13 protein-coding genes are annotated in these 14,082 nt (G+C 43.3%); 12 read left to right on the top strand and 1 reads right to left on the bottom strand.

Annotated elements, in window-relative coordinates:
- Nucleotides 1-33 precede the first annotated feature (33 nt).
- Nucleotides 34-957, bottom strand: a complete 924-nt coding sequence (gene rnhC / locus SLH55_RS01345) for a ribonuclease HIII (RefSeq protein WP_219166760.1) — start codon at nt 955-957, stop codon at nt 34-36.
- A gap of 132 nt (nt 958-1,089) precedes the next feature.
- Here rnhC and zapA point away from each other — a divergent pair, with 132 nt between their 5' ends.
- The 12 genes from zapA to SLH55_RS01285 all read left to right on the top strand — a co-directional run bounded on the left by zapA (nt 1,090) and on the right by SLH55_RS01285 (nt 14,021).
- Nucleotides 1,090-1,350, top strand: a complete 261-nt coding sequence (gene zapA / locus SLH55_RS01340; protein WP_206851199.1) for a cell division protein ZapA — start codon at nt 1,090-1,092, stop codon at nt 1,348-1,350.
- Between the two features lie 7 nt (nt 1,351-1,357).
- The gene (locus SLH55_RS01335) at nt 1,358-1,897 is read left to right on the top strand and encodes a CvpA family protein (protein ID WP_219166761.1); all 540 of its coding nucleotides are present in this window, start codon (nt 1,358-1,360) and stop codon (nt 1,895-1,897) included.
- 163 nt (nt 1,898-2,060) lie between these two features.
- Nucleotides 2,061-3,770, top strand: coding sequence for a DNA polymerase/3'-5' exonuclease PolX (gene polX / locus SLH55_RS01330; protein ID WP_320322337.1), 1,710 nt, complete (start codon nt 2,061-2,063; stop codon nt 3,768-3,770).
- A 20-nt stretch (nt 3,771-3,790) separates the two neighbouring features.
- Nucleotides 3,791-6,145 carry an endonuclease MutS2 gene (locus tag SLH55_RS01325; protein ID WP_219166763.1) on the top strand — a complete coding sequence of 785 codons (2,355 nt, stop codon included), beginning with the start codon at nt 3,791-3,793 and terminating at the stop codon, nt 6,143-6,145.
- Between the two features lie 29 nt (nt 6,146-6,174).
- A complete protein-coding gene (locus tag SLH55_RS01320; RefSeq protein ID WP_098354631.1) occupies nt 6,175-6,582 on the top strand; it encodes a DUF350 domain-containing protein in 408 nt (135 codons plus the stop codon).
- Nucleotides 6,583-6,921: 339 nt separating this feature from the next.
- Nucleotides 6,922-8,619 carry an AMP-binding protein gene (locus tag SLH55_RS01315; protein ID WP_413787074.1) on the top strand — a complete coding sequence of 566 codons (1,698 nt, stop codon included), beginning with the start codon at nt 6,922-6,924 and terminating at the stop codon, nt 8,617-8,619.
- Nucleotides 8,620-8,754: 135 nt separating this feature from the next.
- On the top strand, nt 8,755-9,342 hold the full coding sequence (locus SLH55_RS01310) for a TetR/AcrR family transcriptional regulator (protein ID WP_219166764.1): 588 nt from the start codon (nt 8,755-8,757) through the stop codon (nt 9,340-9,342).
- A gap of 21 nt (nt 9,343-9,363) precedes the next feature.
- A complete protein-coding gene (locus tag SLH55_RS01305; RefSeq protein WP_219166765.1) occupies nt 9,364-10,134 on the top strand; it encodes an enoyl-CoA hydratase in 771 nt (256 codons plus the stop codon).
- 133 nt (nt 10,135-10,267) lie between these two features.
- The gene (locus tag SLH55_RS01300; RefSeq protein ID WP_219166766.1) at nt 10,268-11,041 is read left to right on the top strand and encodes an electron transfer flavoprotein subunit beta/FixA family protein; all 774 of its coding nucleotides are present in this window, start codon (nt 10,268-10,270) and stop codon (nt 11,039-11,041) included.
- 43 nt (nt 11,042-11,084) lie between these two features.
- Nucleotides 11,085-12,065 carry an electron transfer flavoprotein subunit alpha/FixB family protein gene (locus tag SLH55_RS01295; protein ID WP_219166767.1) on the top strand — a complete coding sequence of 327 codons (981 nt, stop codon included), beginning with the start codon at nt 11,085-11,087 and terminating at the stop codon, nt 12,063-12,065.
- Between the two features lie 212 nt (nt 12,066-12,277).
- Nucleotides 12,278-12,592: a thioredoxin gene (trxA, locus tag SLH55_RS01290; protein ID WP_219166768.1), complete on the top strand. Its 315-nt coding sequence runs from the start codon at nt 12,278-12,280 to the stop codon at nt 12,590-12,592.
- A 241-nt stretch (nt 12,593-12,833) separates the two neighbouring features.
- Nucleotides 12,834-14,021, top strand: a complete 1,188-nt coding sequence (locus SLH55_RS01285; protein WP_219166769.1) for a hypothetical protein — start codon at nt 12,834-12,836, stop codon at nt 14,019-14,021.
- The last annotated feature ends 61 nt before the right edge of the window (nt 14,022-14,082 follow it).

The raw sequence follows: 14,082 nt of genomic DNA, 5'->3' as shown, positions 1-14,082 counted from the left end.
AAGCCGCATCGCTACACTGATGCGGCCTCTTCCTCATTTCCTTGCTAACTTCATTGCCTTCTCACTATTCGCAAAATGCCATTTGGTGATCGATTTTAATTCCTCGACCCCTTTTCGCTTGATGATCTTGGCTGCGGCGACATCCACATGTTTTCCTGCGCCTTTAGGTATTTCGACGCCAGCTTTTGCACTCAGCTTATCCATTTCTTTCAGGAATGCATAGCGTGCGATGATTGAGGCAGCTGCAACGGCAAGATGGATGCTTTCTCCCTTTGTGCTGAAGTATACCCGGTCCTTTTGGACTTTTTGTTGAGCAGACACGTGTTTGAAGTATGTATTCTTTTCGACGAATTGGTCGATCAATATGCCCTCAGGTTGTTCAGGGTCCATCTTTTCCAGTAGGTTCAGGATGGCTTTGTTGTGAAGGAGTGCCTTCATTTTCCCTTGTGTCATCCCTTTGGCCTGCATCTCATTGTATTTTGGATTATGCAGGATGAGCAGGGAATAAGGAATGGTGGAAATGAGATCCCTGGCAATGCTGATGATTTGAGGGTCTGATAGGTTTTTGGAATCCTTCACCCCGAGTTCTTTCATGAGGGGGATATGCTCTTTCTTCACGTAAGCACTGACGACGGTGATCGGTCCGAAGAAATCTCCTGTCCCGACCTCGTCTGAACCGATGACAGACCAATCGGCAAAGTTCTCAGGCAGGTTCGTCGTACCCTTGGTTGGGGATTTGACCTTCGGGGTAACGCTGCTTCCCCACTGACTTGCTTCGCCATCACCGTTTGCTCCCTGAAACAATACTTTCCCGGATTTATAAGCGGTTACCGTACAGCCTGATGGTTTAGCCACAAATACGGCACCCGGCGGCAGCTTGTCGACCAACACCTTTTGATAATGGTCTTTCATTTTCTCGATTGTTCCTTTAGTTGTTTGAATGACGGTATTGGCCATGTTTCTCTCTCCTTATGACAAAAATCTTGTATTGAATAAAAATTGTGAGCTATTATGACAAATTCCTTCCATAATCAAAAAGTTTCATGGTATGATTATGTGTAGGATTCTTAATGAATGGGGGCTTTCAGGTTGTCTGATGAACAAAAAAATCGTACCACTGTAGACATATATGGACAACAATATACGATTGTTGGGACTGAATCAACAAGTCAAATCCGATTCGTTTGTTCGAAAGTCGATGACAAAATGAGAGAGATCAACTCCATGAATCCATCTCTCGACACAAGCAGATTGGCGGTTCTGACAGCGGTGAACGCCGTAAACGATTATCTCAAACTTCAAGAACGGGTTGAAGAGCTTGAACGGGAAATTAAACGATTAAAGGATTGAAAAAAAGATGTTGGACTTAGCTTTGTTAGTCATCCTGGTGATAGGGTTTTTAATAGGATTAAAACGTGGATTCATACTCCAGGTCATCCACATATTCGGGTTTATCGTTTCTTTCATTGTAGCATACATATATTATGATCAGCTTGCTCCGAAGTTGACTTTATGGATCCCTTATCCTGTACTGGACGAGCAATCCACATTGAATATGATATTTGAATCGACCCATTTGGATCAAGCATACTATCGTGTTATTGCGTTTGCGCTGATTTTCTTCGCAACTCGTATCATACTGCAAATCATTGGATCGATGCTCGACTTCGTTGCACATCTTCCTCTATTAAAGCAGTTGAATGTACTTGGCGGAGGGATATTGGGCTTTATTGAAGCATACTTAATGATCTTCATTCTATTATATATTGCTGTATTATTGCCGATTGAGTCGGTTCAATCACTCATCAATCATTCGTTCATAGCACAAGGGATGGTGAAACATACTCCTGTTTTCTCTGATATGGTGAAATCATGGTGGATTGAATACGTTGCCTGAAAAAGGGCTGACTATAAGTATGCAACTCACATTCGTAAGGGTTCCCTTCACGGATTAGTTCATCTTATAAGTCAGTCTTTTTTCTTTTTATGGCAATTTTGCTACTATAATAGGTGGAGTGTTAGGACCATATTTTTTAATTCTAAGATAGAGGGTGAATCTCTTGAATAAAAAAGATATTATAAAATTATTAGAACAAATTGCAATATATATGGAATTAAAAGGTGAAAATTCGTTTAAAACATCAGCCTACAGAAAAGCGGCAGCGGCACTGGAGAATGATGACCGCAGCTTACAGGAAATCAGTGATTTCACCAAGCTTCCAGGCATTGGGAAAGGGACAGCCGGTGTCATTGAAGAGTACATAAACGAAGGGACCTCTTCTGTTCTTGAAGAATTGCAAGAGGAAGTTCCCAAAGGATTGATCCCCCTTTTGCAATTACCGGGCCTTGGCGGGAAGAAAATCGCTAAGCTTTATAGTGAACTTGGGGTAGAAAACATAGAAGATTTGGAAGAAGCTTGTAAAGAGAGCAGAGTACAGGCTCTTGCAGGTTTCGGGAAGAAGACGGAAGAAAAGATCTTAGCAGCCATTGAGCAGGTAGGGAAAAGACCTGACCGATTACCTATCGGATTTATGATGGGGATTGCAGAAGAGATTGAAGGTTATCTTTCTGAGATTGAGAGCATCCATACCTATTCGAGAGCCGGAAGCTTGAGAAGGATGAGGGAAACCATTAAGGACCTCGACTTCATTCTGGCAACAGAACATCCTCATAAGGTGAAAGAAGAACTGTTGAAATTGCCGAATATCGTTGAAACCATTGCGGCAGGGGATACGAAAGTTTCATTGACCCTCTCTTACCAATGGGATGTCAGCATCGATTTCCGAATTGTAAAACCGGAAGAATTTGCGACAACCCTTCACCATTTCACGGGATCCAAGGACCATAATGTCCGCATGCGTCAGCTTGCCAAAGAACGTGGAGAGAAAATCAGTGAGTATGGAGTAGAGAATAGTGAAACAAGTGAAGTGACAACCTTTAAGACCGAGGAAGAATTTTACCATCACTTCAATCTTCCCCTGATTCCACCGGAGCTGAGAGAGGATGGAAAAGAAGTAGAAGAGTTCAGTAAGGAATATCCTCTTCTCACGTTGGAAGATATAAAGGGAGACCTTCACATGCACTCCACTTGGTCTGATGGTGCCTATTCCATAGAAGAAATGGTGCAAGCATGCCGTGCCAAAGGGTATCAATACATGGCCATCACCGATCATTCCCAGTATTTGCGGGTGGCAAACGGTCTTACAACAGAACGGTTATTGAAACAGATCGAGGAAATAAACGAAATCAATCAGAAATACGATGATATAGAAGTCCTTTCAGGTATCGAAATGGATATCCTTCCTGACGCTACCCTGGATTATGACGATGACATCCTGGAAAAGGTGGATCTCGTGATTGCCTCCATTCATTCAAGCTTTTCACAGTCTCAGGAGAAAATCATGGAGAGACTATCAACAGCCTTGAAAAGTGCACATGTGGATATCATTGCCCACCCCACTGGCAGAATCATTGGTAGACGGGAAGGCTATGATGTCGATATAGATCTTCTTATCCAGTTGGCGAAAGAAACAGGTACGGCTCTTGAGCTGAATGCAAATCCGAACCGCCTGGATTTGTCTGCTGAAAATATCCGGAAAGCACAGGAGCAAGGTGTGAAGCTCGTAATCAACACAGATGCCCACAGTATCGACCATCTGGAATTTATGGAGGTCGGTGTCGGGACTGCCCGTAAAGGATGGATCAAGAAAGACAGTGTCATCAATACATGGGATAAAGATGAGTTCATTCAATTTATTAAGCGAAACTGAAAAAAGGTGGAATACATTCCGTGAATTCTAAAGTATTAAAGACGTTAGAGTTTGACAAAATCAAAGAATTATTAAAGCAATTCGCAGCATCTGCACTTGGTCATGCAAGGGTATCTTCCCTCATGCCTTCAGTCGAATATGAAGAGATCACAGCTCTGCATGAAGAGACGGATGAAGCTATGACCATACTCAGATTAAAAGGTCACGCGCCACTAGGGGGGATTTTCGATATACGACCTCACGTGAAGCGGGCTCAGATAGGCGGTATGCTTTCGCCTTCTGAATTCGTACAGGTGGCGAGTACGATCCGGGCAAGCAGGAAGCTGACACAGTTCGTGGAAGAACTACTTGAGGAAGAAGTGGAGATACCACTGTTACAGGAGAAAATGGGGACGGTCATTCCGCTTCCTCAACTGGAGCAGGATATAAGGAAAGTGGTGGACGATAACGGTGAAATCCTGGATTCAGCCAGTGAAACACTGCGCACGATCCGCACCCAGCTCCGTGCCAATGAAGGCCGGATCCGGGAGAAGCTGGAACGTATGATCCGATCTTCAAATGCTCAGAAAATGTTATCCGATGCCATCATCACCATCCGGAATGACCGGTACGTCATTCCGGTAAAACAGGAATATAGAGGGCAATACGGCGGGATCATCCATGACCAGTCCTCATCAGGGCAGACGTTGTTCATCGAGCCTGAAGCAATCGTTCAGCTGAATAATCAGCTGCGGGAGTATCGATTAAAGGAACAAACGGAAATAGAAAAGATTCTGCAAGAGCTTTCTGAGAAAGTCCAGGAATTTGGAGAAGAACTGCTTCTGATCGTCAACGTGCTGTCAGACGTAGATTTCATGTTTACGAAGGCGAAGTTCGGGCGGTCCATCAAAGGGTCTAAACCAACGATCAATAATGAACGACGGGTAAAGCTGAATAAAGCGAGGCATCCACTGCTGCCGATTGAAGAAGCTGTTGCCAATGATATCGAGCTTGGGAATGAGTTTTCCTCCATCGTCATCACCGGTCCAAATACGGGTGGTAAAACGGTTACCTTGAAGACATTGGGCTTAACAAGCCTGATGGCACAGGCCGGACTTCCGATTCCTGCTCTGGACGGGTCCGAAGTAGGGGTATTCCGTACCATCTATGCCGATATCGGGGATGAGCAATCGATTGAACAAAGCTTGAGTACCTTCTCTTCCCATATGGTCAATATCGTCGACATTCTGAAAAAGGTCGATCACGAGAGCCTCGTATTGTTTGATGAATTGGGAGCAGGTACGGATCCTCAAGAAGGGGCGGCATTGGCGATTTCCATCCTGGATGAAGTTCATGGAACAGGGGCAAGGGTCGTTGCGACCACCCACTATCCCGAGTTGAAAGCATATGGATACAATCGGGAAGGTGTCGTGAATGCCAGTGTGGAATTTAATGTAGAAACATTAAGTCCTACGTATAAGCTTTTACTTGGGGTGCCGGGAAGAAGTAATGCGTTTGACATTTCTAAGCGTCTCGGTTTGTCAGATGGGGTCATTCAACGGGCGAAGTCCCACATCGGTACCGATAGTAAAGAAGTCGAGAACATGATTGCCTCCCTCGAAGACAGCAGACGTCAGGGCGAACGGGAGCTTGAGGAAGCTCATGAGCTTTTAAGACAGGCAGAGAAGATGCATAAAGATATGCAAAAGCAAATGATGGAGTATTACGAGAAGAAAGATACCCTTTATGAAAAGGCTCAGCAAAAAGCCAGTGAAGTCGTTGAAAAGGCGAAGGCGGAAGCTGACCAGGTGATCAAGGATCTGCGGAAAATGCAGCAGGAGAAATCGGCACAAATCAAAGAACATGAATTGATTCAGGCGAAAAAACAGCTCGAAGATGCGACTCCTAAGTTGAAAACGGGTCAAAAGAAGAAGTCCACGGGATCAAGCCATGAATTGAAGCCAGGTGATGAAGTCAAGGTGTTGAGCTTTGATCAAAAAGGTCATTTGGTCGAAAAAGTGTCGTCAAAGGAATGGCAGGTTCAAATGGGCATCATGAAGATGAAAGTGAAGGAATCGGACCTTGAATTTATCCAGTCCCAGCAAAAGGTGGAAACGAAGCCCCTCGCTACAGTTAAGGGAAAGGATTTCCATGTCAGTCTTGAACTTGACTTGCGCGGTGAGCGTTTTGAAAATGCATTATCAAGAGTGGAGAAATATATCGATGACGCCCTCCTTGCCGGCTATCCCCGCGTTTCCATCATCCATGGAAAAGGGACAGGTGCTTTAAGACAGGGAGTACAGGAGTATCTGAAAAATCACCGCTCAGTCAAAAACATTCGTTTTGGGGATGCAGGTGAAGGTGGAACGGGAGTAACGGTCGTTCAATTCAAGTAATTGAAAAAAGGATTAAAGGGAGCTTTTCAATGGAGAATTTCTGGGAAAATGAATTTGTTCAAACGGCGGGGAACTACAGTGTCGTCATCCTTTGCCTGGTATTGTTCTTAGCGATTTTTGAACTGGTGACCAAGTATCGGAACTGGGAAGAAATTAAAAAAGGAAATTTGGCTGTGGCAATGGCGACAGGCGGTAAGATTTTCGGGATCGCCAATATTTTCAGGCACTCGATCAGCCACAATGATACCATTCTTACCACAATAGGATGGGGCGTTTTCGGCTTCATCTTATTGTTGATCGGGTATTTTATTTATGAATTTCTGACACCCAAATTCAGGATCGATGAAGAAATTGAAAATGATAACCGGGCGGTTGGCTTCATTTCGCTGGTCATCTCAGTCGGATTATCCTATGTCATAGGAGCCGGTATATCGTAAGGAGAGGGAATATGGAAACATTGGCAAAGGTTCTGCTTACCCTGTGCGGGGTATTCATCGTGGTCGGGATCATCTACATGCTCTTCTTCACATGATCAGACCAAAGGACTCAAAAAAGGGATAAACATCATACCAAAATAATAATAGTGTACAAACAGACTGTCATATGGTTGAATAGGCAGTCTTTTTTCTTTAATAAAAATGATCTTTCACGAAGGGCAAGCTTCAAGGATAGTAAGAAAGTCGGGTCGTCATTTTTTTCAAATTGTAACTGAAGTCCCCTTATATTATAATAATGAATAGAAGAAATTTTCTAAAAATTATGAAGGAGGGATTACGATGAACAAACCATGGCTTGCTGAATATCCGGCTGAAATACCAAAGGAGCTTAACCTTGTCGAAAAACCTTTACAGTCTTATTTGACCGATGCCGCTTCTATTTATGGGGAAAGGACAGCGATTCATTTCATGGGAAAAGAAATAGGATACAAAGAACTGTATGAATCGGCTCTTACATTTGCCGGCTATCTTAAGACACTTGGGATCAATAAGGGCGATCGGGTGGCGATCATGCTTCCGAATACCCCTCAATCAGTCATCGCCTACTACGGCATCCTATATGCAGGAGGAGTGGTGGTACAAACCAATCCGCTATATATGGAAAGAGAAATCGAATATCAAATGAAGGACTCCGGTGCCAAGGTAATCCTGACATTAGACATCCTTTATCCGAGGGTATCGAAAGTAATGAAAAACACCGATCTTGAGCACATCATTGTAACCGCTATCAAAGATTATCTTCCTTTTCCCAAGAATCTCATTTACCCATATATCCAGAAGAAACAATATGGTATCGTCGTGAAAGTGGACCATGCAGGTCAGAACCATTTATTCACTGAAATCATGAAAAGAGAGAAGGGTGAAGTTATACCCCGGGAAGAGTTCGACTTTGAAAATGATCTCGCCCTGCTTCAGTACACAGGGGGCACTACAGGTTTCCCTAAGGGCGTCATGCTCACCCATAAGAATCTGGTCGCGAACGCCTCCATGTGTGATGCCTGGCTGTATAAGTGTAAAAAAGGGGAAGAAAAGATGCTCGGGATCCTTCCATTCTTTCATGTGTATGGAATGACTGCCGTGCTGATTCTCTCTGTCATGCAGGGATACCAGATGATCCTGCTCCCTAAATTCGATGCTGAAACGACGTTGAAAACAATACAGAAGCAGAAGCCGACACTTTTTCCAGGTGCCCCGACGATCTATATCGGACTCTTGAATCACCCGGAATTAAAGAAATATGATCTGTCCTCCATTGATTCATGTCTCAGCGGCAGTGCACCATTACCGGTGGAAGTGCAGCAACAATTCGAGGAGGTCACGGGCGGGAAGCTTGTTGAAGGATATGGCTTAACCGAATCATCCCCCGTCACTCATTCCAATTTCCTTTGGGATAAAGCGAGAATAAAGGGAAGCATCGGTGTACCATGGCCTGGTACGGACAGTGCCGTGTTCTCGATGGAAACGGGAGAACCACTCCCTCCAAATGAAATGGGTGAGATCGTCGTCAAAGGTCCGCAGGTGATGAAAGGATATTGGAACCGTCCTGAGGAAACCGAGCAAACGTTAAAGGACGGATGGCTCCTGACGGGAGATATCGGGTATATGGATGAAAAGGGCTATTTTTACGTAGTGGATCGTAAGAAAGATATGATCATTGCCGGCGGCTTTAATATCTATCCCCGGGAAATTGAAGAAGTCCTTTACGAGCACCCTGCCATTCAGGAAGTTGTTGCAGCAGGCGTCCCTGACCCATATAGAGGAGAGACCGTCAAGGCATATGTTGTTTTGAAAGAAGGAGAATCCCTGACAGAAGAGGAGCTCAATGAGTACTCCCGTAAATACTTGGCTGCCTATAAAGTGCCGAGGATATATGAATTCAGGAAGGAACTGCCTAAAACCGCTGTCGGAAAGATCCTACGGAGATCCCTTGTGGAAGAGGAGCGCCAAAAAATAGAAAACGAACAAAAAACAAGCTAAGATGAGTTTCATTGAGCTTTCTCTTTTTGGATTCGAATGGGACAAGGATCTATTCTTGACAATCATGGAGAAACCTTTTATTATAAAAATATGAATGAATGGTCATTCATATTTTGTTAAGGCAGGTCAGAACTTATGAAACGAAATAAACCTAAATACATGCAAATTATCGATGCAGCTGTTATTGTTATAGCTGAAAATGGCTACCATCAGGCCCAGGTCTCAAAGATTGCAAAGCAGGCAGGTGTCGCAGATGGTACCATCTATCTTTATTTTAAAAACAAAGAAGATATCCTGATTTCTTTGTTCAAAGAAAAAATGGTTCTCTTTGTCGAAAAAATTGAGGAAGTTGTAGCAGGAAAACAGACAGTTTCAGAGAAATTATTAGTGATGATTGAAAATCATTGTAGGATTCTGTCGGATGATCATCATCTGGCCATCGTTACACAATTGGAACTCAGACAATCCAATAAAGATATCCGTTTAAAAATCAATGATGTATTAAAGGGATATCTGGAATTAGTCGATAAAATCCTGATCAGTGGTATTGAATCAGGAGAGTTCTCAAGTGACCTGGATGTCCGCCTCGCCCGCCAAATGATCTTTGGAACATTGGATGAAATGGCGACAACATGGGTGATGAATGATCAGAAATATGATTTGGTAGCTCAAGTCCCTGCTATACACAAACTACTACTTCATGGATGTGGCGGCAGGAACTAACTTAGTTTAGGGGGATGAGAGATGGAAAGTTTATCATGGGTCTTAGAAGGACAAGTAGCAACGGTCCTGATTCAAAGACCTCCAGCTAATGCACTCGCAAGTGGACTCATCAGGGAGATTGATTTGGTTCTAGATGAGCTTGAAACAAATAAGGATGTCAGGGTCATCTTGCTGAAAGGTGAAGGACGTTTCTTCTCGGCAGGTGCTGATATTAAGGAATTCACGACCATCGAAAGTGGGGAGGAATTCTCTAAGCTCGCGAAAAGGGGGCAGGACGTGTTCGAACGGATGGAGAACTTCCCGAAACCGATCATTGCAGCGATTCATGGAGCTGCTTTGGGTGGTGGATTGGAACTCGCAATGGGCTGTCACATCCGGTTGGTCAGTGAGAATGCCAAACTCGGATTACCGGAACTGCAACTTGGACTTGTTCCTGGATTCGCAGGATCTCAGCGCCTTCCGAAGCTTGTTGGCAGAGCAAAAGCAGCTGAAATGCTGTTGACGAGTGAGCCGATCAGCGGAACAGAAGCCGTTCAGTGGGGACTCGCCAATAAGGCCTATCCAGAAGACCAGCTTTTTGATAAAGCAAAGGAAATGGCGGAAAAGATTGCGAAGAAGAGCCCAGGTGCCATGAAGGCTGCGATCGATTTGTTAAGTTATACGAAAGATGACCGTTTCTATGAAGGCGTAAAGAAAGAATCGGATCTTTTTGGTGAAGTATTTGTGTCCGCTGATGCCAAAGAGGGTATTTCAGCGTTCGTTGAAAAGAGAGAACCACACTTTAAAGGCTAGAATACATTCTAGTAATATAGTAAACTCTTAGTGAGGGGCAGTATTGCATGTCAATGCTGCCCATTCAAAGGGGTTAAATTGTCGAAATCTTTTTAAGGGAAAGAATGTTTACATTATTAGGAGGGACTTACGAATGAACATCTATGTACTTTTGAAAAGAACGTTTGATACTGAGGAGAAAATTTCGATCCAAAACGGTCAAATTGCCGAAGACGGAGCTGAATTTATCATAAATCCTTACGATGAATATGCAGTCGAAGAAGCCATTCAAGTCCGTGATGCACAAGGCGGAGAAGTAACAGTCGTGACAGTCGGCGGAGAAGAAAGCGAAAAGCAATTGAGAACGGCTTTAGCAATGGGTGCTGACAAAGCAGTCCTTATCAATACAGAAGATGATCTTGATCATGGAGATCAATTCACAACAGCCAAAATTCTTGCTCACTATTTAAAAGAACAGGAAGTTGATTTGATCCTTGCAGGTAATGTTGCTATTGACGGTGGATCTGGACAAGTTGGACCACGTGTGGCAGAACAGCTTGATATTCCTTATGTAACAACCATCACAAAATTGGAAATCGATGGTGAAACGGTAACGGTCACTCGTGACGTAGAAGGGGACTCAGAAGTCATTGAAACATCTCTTCCACTGTTAGTGACAGCTCAACAGGGGTTGAACGAACCGCGTTACCCATCCCTTCCAGGAATCATGAAGGCAAAGAAAAAGCCTTTGGATGAAGTGGAATTGGATGATATCGATTTAGACGAAGATGAAGTAGAAGCGAAGACCAAGACAATTGAAATCTACCTTCCACCGAAGAAGGAAGCAGGTAAAGTATTAGAAGGCGAATTGGATGCTCAAGTATCGGAGCTTGTTTCACTTCTTCGCAACGAAGCGAAAGTTATATAAGCGGGAGTCACAGTAATAACTAACATTCAGGGGGTAATTTAACATGGCGAGAAAAGTATTAGTACTTGGAGAAGTTCGAGACGGATCATTACGTAATGTTTCCTTTGAAGCGATTGCGGCAGGTAAAACAGTATCTGAAGGCGGAGAAGTCGTCGGTGTCCTTATCGGCAAAAGTGTAAGCGCTTTAGGAGAAGAGATGATTCAATATGGCGCGGATAAAGTAGTGGTTGTGGAAAACGATAAGTTGGATCAGTACACGTCAGACGGTTATTCACAAGCGATTCTTTCAGTCATTGAGGAAGAGGAGCCTGAAGGCATCATTTTCGGTCATACGGCACTTGGAAAAGACCTGTCCCCTAAAGTGGCAAGTAAACTAAGCACAGGATTGATTTCAGATGCAACAGATCTTGAGGAAGCTGGCGGTAACCTCGTCTTCACAAGACCGATTTATTCAGGGAAAGCATTTGAAAAGAAAATCGTGACAGACGGAGTGATCTTTGCGACCATTCGTCCAAATAACATTGAGCCATTGGCGAAAGATGAGTCACGTAGTGGTGAGGTTACATCCCTTTCCGTTGATATAAAAGATTTACGCACGATCATTAAAGAAGTTGTACGCAAAGCAAGCGAAGGTGTTGATCTTTCCGAAGCAAAGGTCATCATTGCCGGTGGACGTGGAGTGAAGAGTGAAGATGGATTCAACCCTCTTAAAGAACTTGCCGATGTACTTGGTGGGGCAGTAGGAGCATCCCGTGGAGCGTGTGATGCAGACTATTGTGACTACTCCCTGCAGATTGGTCAAACAGGGAAAGTCGTAACGCCTGATCTATATATTGCTTGCGGTATTTCCGGAGCCATCCAGCATTTAGCCGGTATGTCCAACTCTAAGGTCATCGTTGCGATTAACAAAGATCCAGAAGCGAATATTTTCAACGTTGCTGATTATGGTATCGTTGGAGACCTGTTTGAAGTAGTACCAATGTTAACGGAAGAGTTTAAAAAATTAAAAGTATCTTCTTCTTAATCCGTTCATGTTTGGAAGGAACGGATACAGGGTAAGAGCATAATATGAAAACAAATGAGGACGTAGCTGAATCACGGGCTGCGCCTTATTTTTTCTCTCAAGGTATATTCCGTTTTCCAAAGGGAATATTACCTACGAGCAGAAAGATAGCATCCCCAAAAAAACGGTGATATACTTACGTTACATTCAAAGATTTTAGGAGGCGCATATATATGGCTATTACACATGCTACTGATCAATCATTCACAACTGACACAAACTCTGGACTGGTACTTGCAGATTTCTGGGCACCTTGGTGTGGACCTTGTAAAATGATCGCTCCAGTTCTTGAAGAGCTTGATAGCGAAATGGGCGACAAAGTGAAAATCGTCAAAATCGACGTTGATGAAAACCAGGAAACAGCAGGGAAATACGGAGTTATGAGTATCCCGACTTTAGTTGTCCTTAAAGACGGCGAAGTGGTAGACAAAGTGATCGGTTTCCAACCTAAGGAAGCACTTGCTGAATTATTAAACAAACACGTATAAGAGATTACTCAGAAATATCGGGGCTGAAGTTCAGCTCCGTTTTTTTTATGTTGATGTAACTGGTTTTTTGTAATGAAGGCTAGAGGAAAGTCCCCCAACAAACCTAAAAATGCTGCCACCACTCATAAATTCCCCACAACAAAATTAATTTTCAAAATACGTTGACTGTGAGAATCATTCTCGCTATAATTTAAATGGAATTGAAAATCATTATCATTTAATCAGTCGGGGGTTTATACATATGAGAAAGAGAGATTTAACGAAGATTTTTGCCGCATTTTTATTAACGGGTTCTGTCCTTGCAGGGTGTGGAACAGATGATAAAAACAGCGATGAAAAAACAGCTGCATCAGATGAGTCGAAACAAGTAGAAAAGGAAGATGAATCAGAAGAGGCAAATGTTGATTTCTCTGCTTCATTTGAGGAAGCAAAGGCAGAGCTTTCCAAAGCAAAGGAAGACAAAGAGGTTGACTTTGATAAAGTGACTTCGATCTATGAATCAGATCTGCAGGAACTTGTGCAAAAACGTGATCAGGAATTTGAAGATACGGTGGATGAACATATTTCCACTGCTCTTGAAGCAGGGAAGGATGGTTCCCTTGATCAAGTGGTCGTAGCACAATTATTTGATAAATTAATGCAAAAAGTATTTTATACAACCATGAAACATGAATTCACAGAAGTAGCCGAGAACTGGGGCAATACAGAAGAAGTGAATGAAGAAATAGAAGAAGCGAAGGAATTCTATGAAATTCTTGAACCAACTGTCGAAAAGCGGGATCAGGCATATGGAACAAAGATGATTGACGCCATTAATGGTGGATTCTCCGAAATGGAGAAGGCGGTTGAAGAGGATGATGAACTCGGCTTCCAACTTGGAAAACAAGTGGTTGATAAGACACTCATGAAGACGTTTTATCTAGCTTCCGGGGCACTTCCGAACGGTTATGCCATGAAAGCCTCTATGGAAGCGAAGGAAGATGCTGAAGCGGCCAAAGCGGAACAAGCAGAAGGATGGGCATTCTATCAATCTCTTGCTAGTTATCTATCAGGCAACGCTCCTGAAGAAGCAGAAATGATCAACAACCAATTTGATTTACAAACGGACGTGACGTCCATCGACCCTGAAGCAGTGAATCATGCTTTCGTTCGCGGATTCTCTAAAATTGCTTTACATGAGTATGAAGAGAGCGAAGAGTACTGGGGAGAAGATAAATCTGCGATCACGGCATTGGAAGGTGCTTTGTTTATTGATTTGATCTCTTCTGATATTAAGAGTCTGATGGGTGAAGAATCATATGAGTCCTTATCGACCAATGCTCAAAGCTACTTAGAAGCTGTTAAGTCACAAGATAAAGAAAAAGCAGAAGGCTTAAGGAAAGACCTTGAAAAAATGTTGAACGATGTGATGGCGAAAGCGAATAAATAGTCATTTGGGTTGACCCTTTATAATTGTGTGAAGTCCTTCTTTCATCATAGATGGAGTTTCA

Origin of the sequence: Rossellomorea sp. YZS02, from assembly GCF_033963925.1 — a bacterium.
In the GTDB taxonomy this organism is placed as follows: domain Bacteria; phylum Bacillota; class Bacilli; order Bacillales; family Bacillaceae_B; genus Rossellomorea.
The sequence above is the reverse complement of the archived record's forward strand: the minus strand, read 5'-3'. Positions and strand labels throughout refer to the sequence as shown.

What these genes read in the sequence shown, in the direction of transcription:
- rnhC (WP_219166760.1), bottom strand. Translation starts at nt 957, where the DNA reads ATGGCCAATACCGTCATTCAAACAACTAAAGGAACAATCGAGAAAATG.
- SLH55_RS01335 (WP_219166761.1), top strand. Translation starts at nt 1,358, where the DNA reads ATGTTGGACTTAGCTTTGTTAGTCATCCTGGTGATAGGGTTTTTAATA.
- SLH55_RS01320 (WP_098354631.1), top strand. Translation starts at nt 6,175, where the DNA reads ATGGAGAATTTCTGGGAAAATGAATTTGTTCAAACGGCGGGGAACTAC.
- SLH55_RS01315 (WP_413787074.1), top strand. Translation starts at nt 6,922, where the DNA reads ATGAACAAACCATGGCTTGCTGAATATCCGGCTGAAATACCAAAGGAG.
- SLH55_RS01310 (WP_219166764.1), top strand. Translation starts at nt 8,755, where the DNA reads ATGAAACGAAATAAACCTAAATACATGCAAATTATCGATGCAGCTGTT.
- SLH55_RS01305 (WP_219166765.1), top strand. Translation starts at nt 9,364, where the DNA reads ATGGAAAGTTTATCATGGGTCTTAGAAGGACAAGTAGCAACGGTCCTG.
- SLH55_RS01300 (WP_219166766.1), top strand. Translation starts at nt 10,268, where the DNA reads ATGAACATCTATGTACTTTTGAAAAGAACGTTTGATACTGAGGAGAAA.
- SLH55_RS01295 (WP_219166767.1), top strand. Translation starts at nt 11,085, where the DNA reads ATGGCGAGAAAAGTATTAGTACTTGGAGAAGTTCGAGACGGATCATTA.
- trxA (WP_219166768.1), top strand. Translation starts at nt 12,278, where the DNA reads ATGGCTATTACACATGCTACTGATCAATCATTCACAACTGACACAAAC.
- SLH55_RS01285 (WP_219166769.1), top strand. Translation starts at nt 12,834, where the DNA reads ATGAGAAAGAGAGATTTAACGAAGATTTTTGCCGCATTTTTATTAACG.